Origin of the sequence: Apilactobacillus apisilvae (assembly GCF_023380225.1) — a bacterium.
Classification (GTDB): domain Bacteria; phylum Bacillota; class Bacilli; order Lactobacillales; family Lactobacillaceae; genus Apilactobacillus; species Apilactobacillus apisilvae.
Genome location: NZ_CP093362.1, coordinates 933,878 through 951,755, shown reverse-complemented (window position 1 = coordinate 951,755; position 17,878 = coordinate 933,878). Strand labels below are relative to the sequence as shown.

Below are 17,878 nucleotides of genomic sequence, written 5' to 3'. Positions count from 1 at the left end.
TCATGATATTCAATAAACTTATATTATCTAGTTTTAAAAGACATGCTAAAATCTATATTCCTTATTTAATATCAAATATTATTTTAGTTGCGATGGACTATATTCTTCTATCTCTCCAAAATAGCAATGAAATCAGTAAACTATCCAGTGGAATCACATTAATTGCACTTTTAAAAATGGGTTCTGTATTTGTAATGATGATCAGTTTTGTTTTCATGCTTTATATAAACAACTTTTTGCGTTTACAAAAGACTCGTGAAATGGGACTTTATAGCATGTTGGGGATGACTACTAATAATCTAAGAAAAATGTCATTTTTAGAAAAAAGTTTATTATTCTTTATTAGTACTATTTTTGGACTAGTTTTCGGATTTGTTTTCGAAAAATTGTCATTAATGACAACTTTAAAATTAATTAATGTTTCGGTTTCTTATAATCCAACAATTAGTATGTCAGCCCTTTCAAGTACAATAATTTTATTCTTCATCATCTATTTATGTATGTTGTTTTTTGATTTCTTCAAACTGCATAAGTTAAATCCAACAGAATTATGGAAGGAACAATCTAAGGGGGAGTCATCTACTAATAAGCATTATAAATTAGGTGGAATAATCGGTATTTTGTCATTAGTTGGTGCTTACTATTTAACTTTAAGTACTAAACCAACAATTTCAGCATATTCTCATTTTATGTTAGCAGTTGTATTAGTTGTTGTTGGGACTTATTTGTTATTTATCTCAGGAAGTATTTTGATTTTAAATCTATTAAAATCATCCAAAAGATTTTATTATAAACCTAATCACTTTATCGCAGTTTCTGGGATGTTACAAAGAATGAAACAAAATGGTGCTGGATTAGCTACAATTTGTTTGCTATGTAGTTCTGTTTTGGTAATTATGTTTTCTTCTATTTCAATTTATTCAGGTATTGGTAGAATTTTAAACGTATGGACACCCAGTGATGTTGCTATTATAAATGGTAAAGGATTAACAGTTCCACAAAATAATAAAATTAATGCTGTATCTAAAAAATATAACGCTAAAATTAGTCATCGTATAAGTTTTAGTACAACATCACCTCAATATGGATATTTGAAAAATGATAGTTATGTTTTACAAGGAGATATAAATAATATTTCTAGTAAAACGACTAGCTCATTAATGTTCATGGGAGAAAAAGATTATAATAAAATCTATCATAAAAATATTAATCTAGATGATAGTCATGCTCTAATGTATGCTCCCTTTAACGTTAATAAAAATAATATCAAAGTTTTGGGTAAAAATTATAGTACTAAACAAATGGGAACATTTAGATATTCTTTTAATCCTAGTCATTCAATTTATAGTTCAGTGTTTATGATTGTTAAAAAAGTTCCTAAATCTTTGCCAACTATGCATTTTAATGGTTTTGATTATCAAACTTCTAATAACGTTAAATTTGAAAATGCTATGCAACGTAATTTAAAAATACCCAATGGTCAATTCACAGGTAAAAGTGTAACTTATCAAATGTTAACTCAATTATTTGGTGGCTTAGTAATGATAGGGATTTTGGTTAGCTTAACATTATTACTTACTACTGTGATGGTTATTTACTTTAAACAAATATCAGAAGGTTATTCTGATCGAAAACGTTTTATTACCATGCAACAGGTCGGACTTAGTCATAAAGAAACTACAAAGAGTATCCATAGTCAAGTTATCATGGTATTTATGCTTCCAATTGCTGGATCAATAATTAATTTAATTTTTGCTGTACCAGCTATTAAACAAGTTATTACAGAATTTGGTCTATATGACAGTAAACTATTAATAGTGGTTGGAATAATAGTTTCGATAGCATTAATCGCTTTGTATTTAATTGTTTATGTTATTACGACCAGAATGTATCATCATATTGTTGATTAAAAAAAGATCGAAAGTCTATTCTTTCGATCTTTTTATAAACTTGCAACGAATGTTAAAATTATTCCAGTTGTATATGTAAACTCAATGAATAATTTCCATTTTTTGCTTATTTCCACATTTGATTTTATTAAGGTGAAAATAAATATTGCAATTAAAAGTATTGGAAAAATTATTTTAGTTGGTAACGATACATTATTAACCAATGAAGGATAAAAAAACACTGTTAGTAAAGCAAATAATGAATATAATGTAACTAAAATGTTTGAACGATTATTAATTTTAATCATCTCTCTTTTTATACTCGAATATATCAATATATTATAAATCAGTCAAAAATAACTCATGTTTGAAACAAGATTTAACTAAATGAACTGATAATATAAAGTATTATCAGTTGTTCTTTTAATCTATTTTATATTTTTATTAAAAGATAATGATATAAATATTTTGGCTCTAGTGGGAATACTGTATTATGAATAATGAATTACGAAGAAGTCAGTACAAACAAGAATCAACTAATGAATATAATGCCATAGGAATTGCTGGATTTGTATTATCTATTATTTCAATAGTTTTATCATTTATATCTTTTATTAGTATTGTTATTTGGATATTAGGAACCATTTTTTCAATCATCGGGTTATTTAAAAATCCTAAAGGATGGCTATAGCTGGAACAATTATTTCAGCCACAAGTGGTTTAATTTTTATATTATTAGTTATTTTTGCGTTTGCAGTTTTCCATGCAATTAATTAATATTTAATTATTATCAACATAATGTACATTTATATATATGTTACAATAAATACATTATACATATATGACATAAAAATTAACCAAACAAAAGTACCTCGACCAGTAATTGGTTAAGGTACTTTTTTAGATTTGTGAAAGGAATGAAATTTATAATAGCAAATTGCTATCAATCGATATTATATATATTAATTTTTATCCAATTTCCAATGTCTATTCTTATTAATATTTATTTTTTGTTCTACTATATCATTTGGATTAACATTTAGTTTATTACACATGTAATATGTGTATATTAGTACATCCGCAAGTTCCATTTTTAATTGATAAATATTTTCTTCAGACAAATCTTTATCATTATTTTTCCATAAAAAAATTTTTTCTACTTCTGATGATTCTATTCCTAAAGCTCGGGACAGTGATATTAAAGAATGATATTTATCCCATCCACGATTTTGATCAAAATTATGTAATTCGTTTATTATATCTTTATATGCCATTTAAGTTCTCCTTTGATTTTAATAGAGAGGTTTTTATTATGAATAACAAAATAAGTGAAAAGTATACACCAATAATTAAACATTATAATTATAATGTTAATACTAAAAATGAAATTATTAAATCTAATAATAAATTTATTGTTAGATATCCAACTGTTTATATAATTATTGATAAGGCAAAAAAAGATAAATTTAAGGCTTATGTAGGTGAAACTAATAATATTATTCGTAGAACTGAGGAACATCTAAAAAATGAGTCATCTGACAGAACAGATTGGACAAAATTAAATAAATCTAAAAATGCTGAGATTATTGTTATTGCTCACAAAGAGTTTAATAAGTCTTTAACACTCGATATAGAAAATAAGTTAATGCAATATCTTTTAAGCGATGATTCAATAAATCACTTAAACAATCGACGTTCAAATGACCAAGATTTATATTATACTAGTCAAGATTGTCAAAAAATATTTAGTAGTTTATGGAACAAATTGTCTGAAGATAATAATGAACTTTTTCCAGATGTTCAAGATATAAGGAACTCTTCGATTTTTAAAGCATCACCATTTCACAAACTTACTGAAGAACAAATAGATGCCAAAGACAAAATTATTTCTAAAATTAGAGACAAAGTTAATCAAAAATATACCGAAAATAATTTAGTTATTATCGAAGGATCTGCCGGTACTGGAAAAACAGTTCTTCTTAGTTCTTTATTTGCTGAAATTAATGAAAATATTGATTTACCTGAAAGCTATTTACTAGTTAATCATAATGAACAGGTAGAAGTTTATAAAAACATTGCTGATAAATTGGAAATAAAATCTAAGCAAGGTGATGATATAGTAAATAAACCTACTAAGTTTTTAAATAAGCATTCTAAATCCGATTCTAAGGTAGGTATCGTAATGATTGATGAAGCACATTTATTATTAACTCAAGGTAAACAAGCTTATAGAGGCAAAAATCAGCTTAGTGATATTATTAACAGAGCAAAAGTTGTAGTTGCAGTTATTGATCCTAGACAAGTTTTAACTTCTGAAGAATATATAGAGTCTGATCAATATAAAAAATTAATTTCTGATGCTAAGGAAAATAATAATTTAGTTGAATTAAAACAACAAAATAGAATACAAGCAAATATTCATACTATTAATTGGATAGAAACTTTAATCAGTAAAGGTAAGATTGATGATATCCCTTATGATAATAAATACGAAATTAAGGTCTTTAATAATCCCTTTAAATTATATAAAAAAATTAAAGACCATGATCGTCAAGATGAAAACATTTTTAAAGGACTTTCTAGAGTAGTAGCTACTTTTGATTGGGAATACAAAAATAAAAGTCCTGAAAATAATGATTATTGGCGTGTTAACATTGGAGACAACTTTTCTCTTCCGTGGAATTTAGAGCTACCAATAAATAAAAATTATAAGCATCTACCATGGGCTGAACAGCCACAAACTATAGATGAAGTAGGATCTACTTATACTATTCAGGGATTTGATTTGAATTATTGTGGCTTAATTATTGGACCTTCGGTAAAATTTAGAGATGGAAAAATAATTTACGATCCGAAGGAAAGTCACAATAACAATGCTAAGAAGAATAGGACATTATCAAATGGAAATAAAGTTGATGTTTCACAAAATTTATTAAACAATGAATTAAATGTATTGATGAAACGTGGTGTTCATGGACTTTATATATATGCTGTTGATAAACAATTAAGAGATGAACTTATAAAAAGAGCGGGAAAAAATAATTTATTGTTATAAAAATATAAAGCACATCCATGTAGGATGTGCTTTATTAGTTTATTTATTCATTGCTAGAACTGGCTGAACTAGCATTATCTGATTGATCAGATGATGAGCTTTGTGCTGGCTGCATTTCTTTAGCGGTATTAGGTTTTTCTTGAGTTTCATTTTGATTGTTTTGTTGCTTACTATCATTAGAATTGTTTTGCTCTGATTGTTTGTTGTTATCAGAACTGCTTTGATCTGATTGTTTATTTACATCATTTGATTGTTTGTCATTAGTTTGTTGCTGATTATTTTTATTTTGCTCATCATTGGAACTTTGTTGGCTAGATGAACTACTGTTACTAGCATCATTATTATCATCAGAGCTATTTGAGCTATCATCAGAATTATCATCTGACTTTTGTTCATCTTCGCTTTTTTCAGGATGTTCTAATGGATTATTTGAATTATCATCTTGCTTATCATCAGATTGGTCTTCATCAGGTTGCTTAGGTTCTTCTGAACTACTGCTTTCTTCTGATGAACTGGAACTTTCTTCACTACTAGATGAAGAAGAACTAGGTTCACTTGAACTAGGTGATTCTTCTGATGAACTAGAACTACTACTTTCATCATCATTTGCTAAGTCGTCATTATCTTTAGAAGATTTCTTATCTTCATCATTATCATTAGTGGTAGTTTTTTCCACTTGATTAGTATTATTAGCAGCGTTTGCAACTAACTTAGTAACTGCGAATAGTGATAATGCCGCTACAATAATAATGACCCAATTTAGCGGATTAGCACCCCAGTTATCATCAGCGGGTTTAGTTGATGGGGCATGTCGATTGTCATTTGACTTAGGCATTGCTAGTAAAAAGAGGACAATAATATTTCCCAATACTGGGATAAATGACAACCATAAAAAATGTCCGGTCATGTTAGCATCATGCAATCGACGAATTGCAGAAGTAACAAACATGATTAAGTTAAAGGCACTTAAAATGGAAAATAAAATTATTGACCATAAACTATTGTTAGTACCTAGCATGATAATGAATAAAATTAAACTGATGATTAATACATCAATAAAACCTAGCCAAAAATCAACTCGTTTCATTTTACCTTCAATATAGAACATATTGGACCACATGTTTTTAAATGCAGATATAATATTGTGACTTTCTTGTGTTTCATTATTCATAAATTTAATAACTCCAATTTTATAATTTATTTATATTATAAGATTATATTCTTAATTTTAAATTAAAATCATTACTTACTCTATTGTAAATGGAACTTTTTAACATTACCAATTAAAATATGATTAATCTTTTTCACTTTAAATCATTCAAAATACTTACAATTTTATCAAAAAAGACTTATAATCATCTCTACATGAGAGTGATAAGCTGTTAATTATGTTTAAAGTTGAGGTGACCTAATAATGAAACTTTTGAAGTCTAATTCATTACCCAAAGCGGTAAATAAAATTTCCAGTTTTTCAATTAACAATAAACACATTCAACAATATGATAATAACTATTCATATAGTGCTGTGCAAGATTATTTGAAGCATATTATTAGTGATGCTGAAAAGCTGAACTTTTTAGAGGCTGTGATTCGTTATAATTATTGGTACAAGCCAGTCATATTATCATATAATCATGAGAATATGAACAAATCATACAATAATGACACCTTAATTAAATTATATAAAGATGCGTTAAACATTTCACCCAACAAGGAAAATTATCTTTTGGGATTAGCATCTATGTACCGTTTAAGTAAAGATTTTGTCACTGCGACGAAGCTTTGGCAAAAAGTTTTGCGGATAAATCCTAGCAATTATCAGGCTTTATTGAGTTTAGCTATTTATAACCAATTCAATAAAAATAAAAAGGCTTTTCATAAGTCATTAGTTCAACTGGATCAAATTGATAGTCAAAGAACTAAAAAAGTTTGTGGTTGGTTAAGATATCTAGATGAATTGCACACAATTCGTTTAACCACTAATTTGAATCGAGTTTATGATGATAATTCAAGTAAACATTTTATTGTTATCCTAGGTGCAGCTTTAACGGCTGAAGGTAAAATGAAACTAAAACTGAAAAAACGTTTACGTGCCGGCCTGAAATTAGCTAAAAGAATGCCTAATACGACGATCTTAGTTAGTGGGGGCAAATTACCACGTGAACCGGATTTTGAAGCTTCAGCAATGAAATCATGGTTGATTGCCCATGGAATTAAAGCTAAACGAATTATTACTGAAACTCATTCCAGGGATACTGTTCAAAACACGATTAATTCAACTGATATTTTGCATGATAAGGGTGCTAAGACGGTCACTGTTATTTCGAATGCTTCACATATGAAGCGTTCTTATACTTTATTTAAGACAGCACGCTTAATTACTGGTGGTAAATATTTGTTGGATCAATATGTGGTTTTTGAATCAAAAGATGAATTTAAAGCATTAGAGAATAATGCACATGATATTCCAAAAATTATTAATGATGTTTTAAGGGTTGCCGGTTTTTGGCTGCTTCCTGGCATTCAGCGCTAAAAAAGATTACGGATTTTACCGTAATCTTTTTTTATTTGTAAAGTATGCGATTGTTAATATAATTACTAAGAATACTAGTAAGCTTGAGCAGATGATGGGCTCTGCCATAATTGATTTAATCCAGTAAATCAATATTGTAATTGCGGATATGATGAAAAATAAATAGGTGATGATTTTTGTAACGGTTTTATTGGTATGTTTTTCGATAAAAAATAATATAGGATTATGGATGTTTAGTCGACTAGTGATTTTATTTATTTTGACCATCATTCCCATAAGTTGAATTGTGAACATAGTTAAGAAAATATCACTACTGTTGAAGTTATTTCCATATAAAATATTTACTAGGTAGAATAAAATGATTAAGATTCCGCCAATTGTATACCAAAGTAATTGTGATTGAAGTTTCTGTTTAGGGATGAGATTCTCTAGTGGGACATCATAGGCTCTACTAAATTGATCCAATTTAACTGTGTCTGGCAGAATATATCCAGATTCGATTTGTTCAATTTCTTTGACAGTTAAGTCAGTTAGATCCGCTACTTCAGAAATTTTTAAGTCTTTGGAATAGCGAATGATTCTTAATTTTTGACCGATTAATTGCATATAATCATCTCCGATATAAATGATTTAAGTTTTAATAAATTACCTATACAAATCATTACTTATATATAGTAAAATTAAATATAAATAATACGAATCATATCCAGGAGGGTATCTAAATGTTTAACGATAAAATTGTTTTTAATTACATGTACAATTTATGGATTGCCGTGTATTCTGATTTGAAAGATGCTGAAGTTGAAGAGATTGGTCAAGCACTTCAAGTAAAATATCTTGAAGAATACAACAAGCAAAATGATACCAAATTATCTGAAGATGAATTTATTGATATGATTTCTAACTACTCAGAATCAATTCGTGAACAAGCAGTTAGTGATGCAGAAACAGATATGAAAAATCATAAGGCACCTAAATTTATTAAGAACGGTTCCACTTGGAACGTATAGAAAAAATCATCCATTAATTTGGATGATTTTTTATTTATTGGCATCCCAACGCATTGCAGTACCTAGGACTGCAAAGAAACCAGCTAATCCTAATAATATTCCCCAACCAAAATCGACAGTGAAGAAGAGTGCAATTCCAGCGAACAGCATTAAAAAGGATATCGTGTAAGCAATGCCACGATGAATATATTTTTGAATGAACAGTGTGATTGGATTTTGCCATGCTAATTTTTTAATAATTTCATTCATTGCACCTAAATGGGTAATATAAGCAGATAAACTGACACAAACTACCATAATAATTATTGATGCTAAGAAATTATCGTATCTATTCAGCATGAATGTACAAAGCAATGGCATTATGACTAGCAGATTAATCCAAAATCTAATTGTAATTTCATGATTCACTTCTGTTTTATTAACTATCTCTTTTAAAGGTAAATTATAGCAGGTTGCCAATTTATCTAACTGGAAAATATTAGGCTGATTGCTATTAATTTCAAAATTATAAATTTTGTTTTCTGAAATTCGACTTTTATATGCTACATCTTTAATTGAAAGGTCACGATCATCTCTGATATCTTTTAATCTTTCACCTAAGTTCATTTAAATGCCACCTTATGTATTTATTAATATTAATTATAGAAAAGATGCCATTCTTTTACAAATGTTAATTTTACATTTGATTTCTAGTTAACTTTAAGTTGTATGTTATTTAATAACAAATAATTAATAGAACAAATTATTTGTAATTTATATTGTAATATTGCAAAATTGAACTGACTTAAAATAAGTAAGGAGATTTCAAAATGAAAAATACTTTATTTGTTGAACCCGGAAAAGTAAAGATTGAAAATGTTGATAAGCCTGAAATCCAAGCTGATGATGACGTTATTTTACGTGTTGTCCGTACTTGTGTTTGTGGATCTGATTTATGGGCATATCGTGGATTATCTGATAAGGAAAAGAATTCACAAAATGGTGGTCATGAAGCTATTGGTGTTGTAGAATCAGCTGGTAAAGCTGTTACTACTTTAAAACCTGGTGACTTTGTGATTGCTCCATTTACTCACGGTTGTGGTAAGTGTGCTGCTTGTCGTGCTGGCTATGATGGTAATTGTTTGAACCATAAAGATAACACTACTTCAGGTGCTCAAGCTGAATTTTTGCGTTACCAACATGCTGAATGGTCACTAGTTAAGGTTCCTGGTAACCCTGATGATTACAGTGATGCAATGTTAGATTCATTACTAGCATTATCAGATGTTATGGCTACTGGATACCATGCTGCTCATGAAGCACGTGTTGGTAAGGGTGACACAGTTGTCGTTGTTGGTGACGGTGCTGTTGGTCTATGTGGAGTTATTTCTGCTCAAATGATGGGCGCTAAGAAGATTATTATCATGAGTCGTCATGAAGATCGTCAAAACTTAGCCTTTGAATTTGGTGCTACTGATGCTGTTGCTGAACGTGGTGACGAAGCAGTTGCTAAAGTTATGGAATTAACTAATAACCAAGGTGCTGATGCTGTGCTTGAATGTGTCGGAACTGAATTATCCACTGAAACTGCACTTAAAGTTGCTCGTCCAGGTGCAAGCGTTGGTCGTGTTGGGTTACCACACGTTGAACATCCAGATGTTGTTACTCCATTTATGAAGAACGTATCCTTAGGTGGTGGAATTGCTTCAGTAACCACTTATGATAAAGAAGTTCTATTAAAGGCAGTTCTAGATGGTGAAATTCATCCAGGTAAAGTCTTTACTAAGAGTTTTGACCTAGATAATATCGATGACGCATACCAAGCTATGACTAATCGTGAAGTTATCAAGGCTGCAATTACAATCGACTAATTATAATATTAAGTTTAATAAAGCGACTACTTTTGGTAGTCGCTTTATTTTTTATTCTTTTTAACAATTTTAATATCGTAAAATATTATAATAATAGCAATTGCTAAGACTAGTAAAAATTGAATTATTGGAGTTGTGTCATAGGATGAAAAAATATAAATTAAAATATTAATCGTTAAAATAAAACCAATAACTATTTCTGTAACGATTGTGTATTTAATATTGGTAAATATTTGTTCAAACCAAGTAGTTTTATATAATCCCAAATGTTTTTCTAATTTTATAAAACTACTTTGAACTCCTATAAAAGATCCAACAAGAAGGCCAGAAAACATTATTAGTAACATATGACCAAACAAGTTTAATTTTATATTCTGTGAAATAATTAAAATGTATGCTGTAAAAATAATTATTCCTAAAAATATAATACAATTTTGTAATGGCTTTAATCCTTTTTTGACATCATTTTTATCTAAAAATTCTTTCATTCCCACATCTTCTTTTAAGAGGGTATCTAAAGAAATATGGTAGAAGTTACTGATCTTAATTAAGCTATTAATATCGGGATAACTATTTTCATTTTCCCAACTAGAAATGGTCTTTCTTGAAACTTTAAAAACAATTGCGGCGTTATCTTGAGTTAATGATTTTTTGTTTCTGGCAGCTTTTAATCTTTCGCCAAAACGCATATGAAAGCTCCTTTCTGTAATTATTTAGATTTATTGTATAAATAATTCAACTAAATGACTAGCTAAGTTTCTTGGCATTGTTGATATATCAATGTTTTAAAATTATGATATGATTTATAATACATAAAATAACAGGAGATCTAACATGAAAAAAGATCAATTACTAAAGCTATTTATTGAGCATAAAAATGAATGGCTGTCAGGAAATGAACTAGCAAATAAATTATCAATCAGTCGTACAATGATATGGAAATTAATCCGGACTTTAAAATCATCTGGTCATCAGATTGAAAGTAAGAAAAATGCAGGTTATCGCTATTTAGGTTCAAATAATTTTGATAGCGTTTTAATTAAAGAACATTTAAAGGCTCCATTTGACATCAAAACATTCAATGAAATTGATTCAACCAATGATTACGCTAAAAAAATAATTAGTCAAAACCAAATTGATCAACCATTGGCTATTGTAGCTGATGAACAAACTAATGGACATGGTCGTCGTGGACGTGAATTTTATTCACCCAAGGATACAGGGATTTATATGAGTTTAGTTTTACCAATTAGTGATAATGATATTTTTGATGGTGGCTTATTAACAACGATGACGGCAGTCGCAGTTGTTCATGGACTACGAAAATCTTATCCTAATGTTGATTTTAAACTGAAATGGGTTAATGACGTTTATGTAAATCAAAATAAGGTTGCTGGAATTTTAACTGAATCAGTTATGGATGTTGAATTAATGCATCCCTCAGCCATTATTATTGGAATTGGTATTAATTTGAATACGCAGGATTTTCCATCGATGAATCGTTCAGTGGGTGCAATCAGTGAAGACCATGTAGATAAAAATAAAGTCGTTGCTGATATTATTAATGAATTTTATAAATTGTATCCAGATTATGCAAAAGGAACATTTATGGATGATTATCGCCAACTATCCATGTTGATTGGTCATCAAGTAGAAATTGAAACTTATAATAATTCTATTCAAGGTAAAGTGGTTGATTTTGATCATCATGGTCGATTGATTTTAGATGATGGAAACGAGCAAAAAGCGATTATGACTGGAGAAGTAGTTAAAGTTAATTTTTAATTGTTAACCTATATTGACTTTTTAGTTAACTGAATATATCATTATTTATTGTTAACTTTATTTTATATTTTAGTTAACTAATACATAATTGGAGTATTTTATGAAAACTAAAGATTTAACGCAGATTGCTTTGATAACCGCTTTAACGATTGTACTAGGAATGATTCCAGGAATTCCGATATTTATTATTCCGGTACCGATTGTTTTGCAAAACTTTGCAATTATGCTAGCTGGTTTACTATTAGGTGGTAAAAAGGGAACTATTTCAGTTTTATTATTTTTAATCTTAGTAGCAGTAGGACTACCATTTCTATCTGGATTTAGAGGTGGGATGGCAGTTTTTGTTGGACCAACAGCGGGATATTTATTTGCTTGGTTATTTACGCCGATGATAATTTCTTTTATTAATGGATTAATCGGTCGCTATACTAATTGGAACAATAATTTTGGCTCTTTATTAATTGCGACATTGATTACTTCGGTTTTATTTACCTATACCATTGCAGTTTTGTGGTTAAGTTGGCAAAGTCATATTTCTATTATGAATGCATTGTATGCTAACATTTTATTCATTCCGGGAGATATACTGAAATCAATTATTGCAGTATTTTTAGCTCAAAGACTAATTAAATTGATAAAATAAAAACAGCAAGCTCTTTTTGAGCCTGCTGTTTTTATTTGTTTAATCCATTTTTATATTCATTTGATAATTCAATCATGACTTTTTCCCAACTACCGTCAGCTTGCTTAAATAAAGCATCGATTTTATTTTTTTGTTCTTCATTTATCTCATTATTTAGTTTATTACCCTTAGTAGTTAATTTTAATATTTTAATTCGTTTGTCTTTTTCATCGCGAACTTCTGTTATGAGGTCATTTTTCATTAATTCTCTAATATTAACATTTAGCGCCTGCTTAGAAATATTTAATAAATTTAAAATCTTTTTCATACTAACAATATTCAGTTCTGAAACTGAATAAATGATTTGATGTTGAGTTTTATTTATAGAATATTTTTTCAGATCAATCATCGACGAGAATTGTTGATATGCAAAGAATATAGTCGAAAGCTTTTCGTTATTATTGATATAATCCTCTCCTTATTAGGTCAAGAATGTTGACATTTTATTTTTAACAGCATATACTTTGGAAATGACATATAGGTAAACTATATGGACGTATTTTGAAAGGAAGAATTAAATTGTCAAATGAATATAAATTATCAGATTATTTACTGGATGTAGTCAAATATATGGGGGCCAATGATATTTTTGGGGTTCCAGGTGATTATAACTTACAATTCTTAGATCATATTACCCATCGTTCAGATATGAAGTGGATTGGTAATGCCAATGAATTAAATGCTTCATACATGGCTGATGGCTACGCACGAGAAAAGGGTTTTTCGACATTCGTTACTACTTTTGGTGTAGGTGAATTAAGTGCAATTAATGGACTTTCTGGTAGTATAGCTGAAAATGTTCCAGTCTTGGAAATTGTCGGTGCCCCTACTGATAGCGTTCAAAGAAATGGATCGTTAGTCCATCATACTTTTGGTGACCATGATTTCGACAGATTTGAAAAAGCTCATCGTCAGCTAGGAATCAAAGTTGAAAGATTGAATCGTGAAAATGCTATTAATCAAATTAATGATATTGCTCAATATATCTATCAAACTAAAAAACCGGCATATCTTATTCTACCAACTAACTTAGTAGAAATGAAAGTTAATATTTCACTTAAGAATGATATTCCAAATATTTTTAATAAAACTGCTCACAAATCTGAAAATTCATTTGAAGACATTGCTTCAGCAATCGATAATTCTGAAAGACCAGTTATTGTTATGGGACATGAAGTTGATCGATTCAATATCTTTGATGCAATTAAGCAATTTTCTTTAAATAATAATATACCATTATTAGATTTAGGTCTTGGTAAGGGTAATATCGATGAAAGTTTCAAGAATTTTGTTGGAACTTATAATGGTGAAATTTCAGATGAAAAGATCAATCGATATGTCGAAAATGCAGATACGGTTATTTTAATTGGAGCAAAATTAACTGATTCTGTTACAGGTGGATTTACACAACAATTTGCTGAAAAAGATACTATTATGCTTAGTTATCAAAATGCTTCTATTTATGGAAAAAATGTAAGTGCAGATTATGATTTCATTAATGTAATTAATGAACTAGCCAATACTAAACTGCATTTATCATTACCCGATGTGAAAGTACAAATTGATTCCGATGTTACACCTTCAGACAATATGCTTAAACAAGATTTTTACGATAAAGCAATGCGCCAATTTATTTCAGGAAATAATACTCTAGTAGCCGAACAAGGAACTTCATTCTTTGGTCTAGCTAGTCAAAAGTTAACCAAAGGTGCTAAATTCTTTGGCCAACCACTTTGGGGATCAATTGGTTATGCATTTCCAGCAGCATTAGGAAATCAAATTGCTAATAAAGATCGTAGAGTTGTTTTATCAACGGGTGAAGGATCCTTACAATTAACTATTCAAGATTTTGGACTTGCTTTTCGTGAACATCTAAAACCAATTGTTTTTGTAATTAATAATAATGGTTACACTGTTGAAAGAGTAATTCATGGAATGAATGAACCTTATAATGATGTGCCACAATTGGATTATGAATTGATACCAAAGGCATTTGGTGCCAAAGATTCAGATTATGATTTTATTAATGTTTCAACCGAAAATCAATTGTTTGAAGCGATGAATAAAGCCAATCATGAAGAAGATAAATTGGTTGTGATTCAAGTTAATATGGGAATGAAAGATACTCCTGAACAATTAACGAAGACAGCTAAAGCATTTGCTGAACAAAATAAATAATAAAAAAGAGCCTTTTATGGCTCTTTTTTACTTTCTTAAATTACTAATTAACATTTCAGCGACGGCTTTAGCTGAAAAAGGATTCTGTCCAGTTATAATTTGTCGATCTTGCACGACAAATTCTTTATAAGCACGATGCTTTTTAAAAATAGCACCACGTTTTTCAGCAATTTCTTGGTTTAAAAATGGAACAATTTTTAATTTTCCAGCTAACATTTCTTCAGATCTAGTAAACCCAGTAACATTATGACCATCAATAATATATTTACCATTATTGTCTTTTATATTGAAAATTCCAGCAATACCATGACAAACTGACGTGATAAAACCATTGTTGTTATAAATTTTTTGAGCAATATTTTGTAATTCATAGTTATTAGGGAAATCCCACATAACACCATGTCCACCAGTATAATAAATAGCGATGTAATCATCAGGATTAATTTGTTGTGGACAAAGTGAATTACATAAAGCTCTTTTTTGAAAGTCACCAGTTTCATAACTTTCCATAATATTTTTATTTACGTATTTCATACTACGCGGATCAATTGGTACAAATCCACCTTTTGGGCTAACATAATCGACTTGATAACCAGCTTGATGAATGATATCAACAAACTCTGTTGCTTCACCTAACCATAAACCAGTAGCACCATTTGTACCTTTATATCTAGTCGTATTTGTTAAAACTACTAGGATTTTTTTCATGGCTTAATCTCCCATATAAACTAATTTGTTTTATTATAGAGCACTTTTGGTCTAGAATAAAGTATATAGTAGGGGGAGAGTATATATGACAATGATTTTTGCACATCGTGGAATTCCAGTAAAATTTCCGGAAAATTCACTAGCAGGTTTTAAATATTGTGTTGATAATAATGCTGATGCCATTGAGTTTGATGTTCATTTAACTAAAGATGGTATTCCAGTTATTATGCATGATGAAAAAATTGATCGTACTACCAATGGTGAAGGATTAATTAATGATTATAGTTTTGAAGATCTACGTAAGTTTAAATTGGATAATGATCAGCCAATACCAAGTTTAGAAGAACTTCTTAATTTAGTTGAAGGTAAAGATATTAGACTTAATTTAGAATTTAAAACTAATAAAATTCATTACCAAGATATTGAAGAAAAAGTTCTAAAAATGGTTAAAGATACTGATTTAATGTATCCAGTTATTTATTCTTCATTTAATATTGATAGCATTAAAGTTGCCCAAAGAATTGATCCTAGCCAAGATTATAACTTCTTGTTTGGTAAAAGAATGAATGTTGATCCTAAAGCATTTATGGAAAATGAACATATAAATAGCCTTCATCCAGGTACATACATTCCCGGAATTGAAGATCATGAAAGAATCTGGACAGTTGATGATGATATGGAAATTCATCAGTTGTGCAAGATTGGCATTCAAGGTATCTTCACTAACGATTTTGAAAATGCACAAAAGATTCGTGATGAATTAAAATAAACAAAAAACTATTCGAATTAATCGAATGATGTGAACCCTTAAATCGAAACAACTATTTATTTTCTAGGAGGTAAAGTTTCCGATATTCTTTCGGAGCTTTACCTCCTAGTTTTGTTTTAATTCTATAATTATTATAATATTTAATCCATTTTTTCATCGCTTTAATTAATGAAGACTTTGTTTCATAATGATTACTCATAATTTCTATTTTCATGATATGAAAGAATGATTCCATTTGTGCATTATCTAGACATGTCCCTTTACGGGACATGGATTGAAAGATGTGATTATTCTTTAATAATTTTTGCCATTTATTATTTTGATACTGAAAGCCTTGATCACTATGGACGGTGGTTCTATAGCTTAATTTTGGTAATTTTTTAATCAATTCTTTCATTGGCTTAATAGTAAAGTCGACATTTGGATGTTCGCTAATGGAAAAATTTAATATTTCATCAGAAAATAGATCCATAATTGGTGATAAATAAACCCTGTGATTTATATCTTGATTACCATATCTAAATTCACTGACGTCAGTTGTTAATTTTTGATAAGGACGATCAGTTTTAAATTTTCTATGAATCCTATTTTTGGCTATATGTCCAACTTGTCCAATATAAGAATTATATTTTCTTCTTTTTTTGTTATATTGATTGGTCGTTAAATTTAATGTTTTCATTATCCTTAATACTTTTTTATGATTAACAACTACGTTGTTATTTCTTAAAGCTAAGGTTAAACGGCGATACCCATAATTAGGATTAAAATGCTTTATTTTAGTGATCATCTTTTTTAAGTTATCATCTTTATCATCTTCTTTGAAATGTCGATAATAATAACTTCTACTTATACCGATACTTTTTAAAATGAATGATATAGAAAATCTTTTAAAGAAAGTAATCAATTTCTTTATGTGATCCATAGTAGATCCACATTCTTGTTTTATTTGTTCATAACGATAATTGATTAGATAATAATTAACTTTTTCTCTTAATGACTTGTTAGGTGATTTAATTTTAGTTTTATTTGATTTCATTTTTTTAGGGCCACGATTAGTGTATAATCCAGTTAGGCCTTTAGTCTCCAATCTTCGCTCCCAAGCAAAGATGGTACTTGGGGCTGATATGTTGAAGAAAAGTGCTGTTTCTGGATACGAACTGTGGTTAGTGTGCATCCAATGCAGCACTTTTCGTTTATAATATCCAGAATATACTTTGATTGGGTGCCTGACAATTAATCCTTTAATGCCGAAGGCATTATACATATGAATCCAATTTAAAATAGTTGTTCTGCTTTTAATATTATATTTTTTAGCAAGACTAGTAGAACCAATTCCTGCTGAAAAATATTCTTTAACTATTTTTTTCTTTAACTCAAAACTAAATTTTGTCATACAAAAACCCCTAAAGTGTTGTTTCA

Annotated in this window: 18 protein-coding genes; 10 read left to right on the top strand and 8 right to left on the bottom strand. The window is 29.0% G+C overall.

Features of this window, described 5'->3' with window-relative positions:
- The first annotated feature begins 2 nt into the window (after positions 1–2).
- Both MOO46_RS04885 and MOO46_RS04880 read left to right on the top strand, forming a co-directional pair.
- Positions 3–1,910, top strand: a complete 1,908-nt coding sequence (locus MOO46_RS04885; protein ID WP_249510576.1) for an FtsX-like permease family protein — start codon at positions 3–5, stop codon at positions 1,908–1,910.
- A gap of 472 nt (positions 1,911–2,382) precedes the next feature.
- Complete coding sequence (locus MOO46_RS04880) at positions 2,383–2,580, top strand: hypothetical protein (protein WP_249510575.1); 198 nt, start codon at positions 2,383–2,385, stop codon at positions 2,578–2,580.
- Positions 2,581–2,851: 271 nt separating this feature from the next.
- Here MOO46_RS04880 and MOO46_RS04875 read toward each other — a convergent pair whose 3' ends face one another.
- Positions 2,852–3,163, bottom strand: coding sequence for a MazG-like family protein (locus MOO46_RS04875; protein ID WP_249510574.1), 312 nt, complete (start codon positions 3,161–3,163; stop codon positions 2,852–2,854).
- Positions 3,164–3,201: 38 nt separating this feature from the next.
- Here MOO46_RS04875 and MOO46_RS04870 point away from each other — a divergent pair, with 38 nt between their 5' ends.
- Positions 3,202–4,944: a DUF2075 domain-containing protein gene (locus MOO46_RS04870; protein WP_249510573.1), complete on the top strand. Its 1,743-nt coding sequence runs from the start codon at positions 3,202–3,204 to the stop codon at positions 4,942–4,944.
- Between the two features lie 43 nt (positions 4,945–4,987).
- On the opposite strand, the gene MOO46_RS04865 is transcribed toward MOO46_RS04870, so the two are convergent.
- Complete coding sequence (locus tag MOO46_RS04865) at positions 4,988–6,115, bottom strand: DUF805 domain-containing protein (RefSeq protein ID WP_249510572.1); 1,128 nt, start codon at positions 6,113–6,115, stop codon at positions 4,988–4,990.
- Between the two features lie 243 nt (positions 6,116–6,358).
- Here MOO46_RS04865 and MOO46_RS04860 point away from each other — a divergent pair, with 243 nt between their 5' ends.
- Positions 6,359–7,477: a YdcF family protein gene (locus tag MOO46_RS04860; RefSeq protein ID WP_249510571.1), complete on the top strand. Its 1,119-nt coding sequence runs from the start codon at positions 6,359–6,361 to the stop codon at positions 7,475–7,477.
- A gap of 15 nt (positions 7,478–7,492) precedes the next feature.
- Here MOO46_RS04860 and MOO46_RS04855 read toward each other — a convergent pair whose 3' ends face one another.
- Positions 7,493–8,083 (bottom strand): helix-turn-helix domain-containing protein, encoded by a 591-nt coding sequence (locus tag MOO46_RS04855; RefSeq protein WP_249510570.1) that lies wholly within the window; start codon positions 8,081–8,083, stop codon positions 7,493–7,495.
- Positions 8,084–8,199: 116 nt separating this feature from the next.
- On the opposite strand from MOO46_RS04855, the gene MOO46_RS04850 reads away from it, so the two are divergent.
- On the top strand, positions 8,200–8,487 hold the full coding sequence (locus tag MOO46_RS04850; RefSeq protein WP_249510569.1) for a hypothetical protein: 288 nt from the start codon (positions 8,200–8,202) through the stop codon (positions 8,485–8,487).
- 30 nt (positions 8,488–8,517) lie between these two features.
- On the opposite strand, the gene MOO46_RS04845 is transcribed toward MOO46_RS04850, so the two are convergent.
- Positions 8,518–9,093, bottom strand: a complete 576-nt coding sequence (locus MOO46_RS04845; RefSeq protein WP_249510568.1) for a helix-turn-helix domain-containing protein — start codon at positions 9,091–9,093, stop codon at positions 8,518–8,520.
- Positions 9,094–9,296: 203 nt separating this feature from the next.
- Between MOO46_RS04845 and MOO46_RS04840 the strand changes: the two genes are divergently transcribed.
- Positions 9,297–10,337: a zinc-binding dehydrogenase gene (locus MOO46_RS04840; protein WP_249510567.1), complete on the top strand. Its 1,041-nt coding sequence runs from the start codon at positions 9,297–9,299 to the stop codon at positions 10,335–10,337.
- A 44-nt stretch (positions 10,338–10,381) separates the two neighbouring features.
- Here MOO46_RS04840 and MOO46_RS04835 read toward each other — a convergent pair whose 3' ends face one another.
- Positions 10,382–11,026, bottom strand: coding sequence for a helix-turn-helix domain-containing protein (locus MOO46_RS04835; RefSeq protein ID WP_249510566.1), 645 nt, complete (start codon positions 11,024–11,026; stop codon positions 10,382–10,384).
- Positions 11,027–11,171: 145 nt separating this feature from the next.
- Between MOO46_RS04835 and MOO46_RS04830 the strand changes: the two genes are divergently transcribed.
- Both MOO46_RS04830 and MOO46_RS04825 read left to right on the top strand, forming a co-directional pair.
- Positions 11,172–12,122 (top strand): biotin--[acetyl-CoA-carboxylase] ligase, encoded by a 951-nt coding sequence (locus MOO46_RS04830; RefSeq protein WP_249510565.1) that lies wholly within the window; start codon positions 11,172–11,174, stop codon positions 12,120–12,122.
- A 100-nt stretch (positions 12,123–12,222) separates the two neighbouring features.
- On the top strand, positions 12,223–12,765 hold the full coding sequence (locus MOO46_RS04825) for a biotin transporter BioY (protein ID WP_249510564.1): 543 nt from the start codon (positions 12,223–12,225) through the stop codon (positions 12,763–12,765).
- A gap of 31 nt (positions 12,766–12,796) precedes the next feature.
- On the opposite strand, the gene MOO46_RS04820 is transcribed toward MOO46_RS04825, so the two are convergent.
- Complete coding sequence (locus tag MOO46_RS04820; protein ID WP_260525461.1) at positions 12,797–13,153, bottom strand: winged helix DNA-binding protein; 357 nt, start codon at positions 13,151–13,153, stop codon at positions 12,797–12,799.
- Positions 13,154–13,323: 170 nt separating this feature from the next.
- On the opposite strand from MOO46_RS04820, the gene MOO46_RS04815 reads away from it, so the two are divergent.
- Positions 13,324–14,982 (top strand): alpha-keto acid decarboxylase family protein, encoded by a 1,659-nt coding sequence (locus MOO46_RS04815; protein WP_249510562.1) that lies wholly within the window; start codon positions 13,324–13,326, stop codon positions 14,980–14,982.
- Positions 14,983–15,009: 27 nt separating this feature from the next.
- On the opposite strand, the gene MOO46_RS04810 is transcribed toward MOO46_RS04815, so the two are convergent.
- The gene (locus tag MOO46_RS04810) at positions 15,010–15,690 is read right to left on the bottom strand and encodes a type 1 glutamine amidotransferase domain-containing protein (protein WP_249510561.1); all 681 of its coding nucleotides are present in this window, start codon (positions 15,688–15,690) and stop codon (positions 15,010–15,012) included.
- Between the two features lie 85 nt (positions 15,691–15,775).
- On the opposite strand from MOO46_RS04810, the gene MOO46_RS04805 reads away from it, so the two are divergent.
- Complete coding sequence (locus MOO46_RS04805) at positions 15,776–16,459, top strand: glycerophosphodiester phosphodiesterase family protein (protein WP_249510560.1); 684 nt, start codon at positions 15,776–15,778, stop codon at positions 16,457–16,459.
- A gap of 52 nt (positions 16,460–16,511) precedes the next feature.
- On the opposite strand, the gene MOO46_RS04800 is transcribed toward MOO46_RS04805, so the two are convergent.
- Positions 16,512–17,852, bottom strand: coding sequence for an IS3 family transposase (locus MOO46_RS04800; protein WP_249510559.1), 1,341 nt, complete (start codon positions 17,850–17,852; stop codon positions 16,512–16,514).
- Between the last annotated feature and the right edge of the window lie 26 nt (positions 17,853–17,878).

What these genes read in the sequence shown, in the direction of transcription:
- MOO46_RS04885 (WP_249510576.1), top strand. Translation starts at nt 3, where the DNA reads ATGATATTCAATAAACTTATATTATCTAGTTTTAAAAGACATGCTAAA.
- MOO46_RS04880 (WP_249510575.1), top strand. Translation starts at nt 2,383, where the DNA reads ATGAATAATGAATTACGAAGAAGTCAGTACAAACAAGAATCAACTAAT.
- MOO46_RS04875 (WP_249510574.1), bottom strand. Translation starts at nt 3,163, where the DNA reads ATGGCATATAAAGATATAATAAACGAATTACATAATTTTGATCAAAAT.
- MOO46_RS04870 (WP_249510573.1), top strand. Translation starts at nt 3,202, where the DNA reads ATGAATAACAAAATAAGTGAAAAGTATACACCAATAATTAAACATTAT.
- MOO46_RS04865 (WP_249510572.1), bottom strand. Translation starts at nt 6,115, where the DNA reads ATGAATAATGAAACACAAGAAAGTCACAATATTATATCTGCATTTAAA.
- MOO46_RS04860 (WP_249510571.1), top strand. Translation starts at nt 6,359, where the DNA reads ATGAAACTTTTGAAGTCTAATTCATTACCCAAAGCGGTAAATAAAATT.
- MOO46_RS04855 (WP_249510570.1), bottom strand. Translation starts at nt 8,083, where the DNA reads ATGCAATTAATCGGTCAAAAATTAAGAATCATTCGCTATTCCAAAGAC.
- MOO46_RS04850 (WP_249510569.1), top strand. Translation starts at nt 8,200, where the DNA reads ATGTTTAACGATAAAATTGTTTTTAATTACATGTACAATTTATGGATT.
- MOO46_RS04845 (WP_249510568.1), bottom strand. Translation starts at nt 9,093, where the DNA reads ATGAACTTAGGTGAAAGATTAAAAGATATCAGAGATGATCGTGACCTT.
- MOO46_RS04840 (WP_249510567.1), top strand. Translation starts at nt 9,297, where the DNA reads ATGAAAAATACTTTATTTGTTGAACCCGGAAAAGTAAAGATTGAAAAT.
- MOO46_RS04835 (WP_249510566.1), bottom strand. Translation starts at nt 11,026, where the DNA reads ATGCGTTTTGGCGAAAGATTAAAAGCTGCCAGAAACAAAAAATCATTA.
- MOO46_RS04830 (WP_249510565.1), top strand. Translation starts at nt 11,172, where the DNA reads ATGAAAAAAGATCAATTACTAAAGCTATTTATTGAGCATAAAAATGAA.
- MOO46_RS04825 (WP_249510564.1), top strand. Translation starts at nt 12,223, where the DNA reads ATGAAAACTAAAGATTTAACGCAGATTGCTTTGATAACCGCTTTAACG.
- MOO46_RS04820 (WP_260525461.1), bottom strand. Translation starts at nt 13,153, where the DNA reads ATGATTGATCTGAAAAAATATTCTATAAATAAAACTCAACATCAAATC.
- MOO46_RS04810 (WP_249510561.1), bottom strand. Translation starts at nt 15,690, where the DNA reads ATGAAAAAAATCCTAGTAGTTTTAACAAATACGACTAGATATAAAGGT.
- MOO46_RS04805 (WP_249510560.1), top strand. Translation starts at nt 15,776, where the DNA reads ATGACAATGATTTTTGCACATCGTGGAATTCCAGTAAAATTTCCGGAA.
- MOO46_RS04800 (WP_249510559.1), bottom strand. Translation starts at nt 17,852, where the DNA reads ATGACAAAATTTAGTTTTGAGTTAAAGAAAAAAATAGTTAAAGAATAT.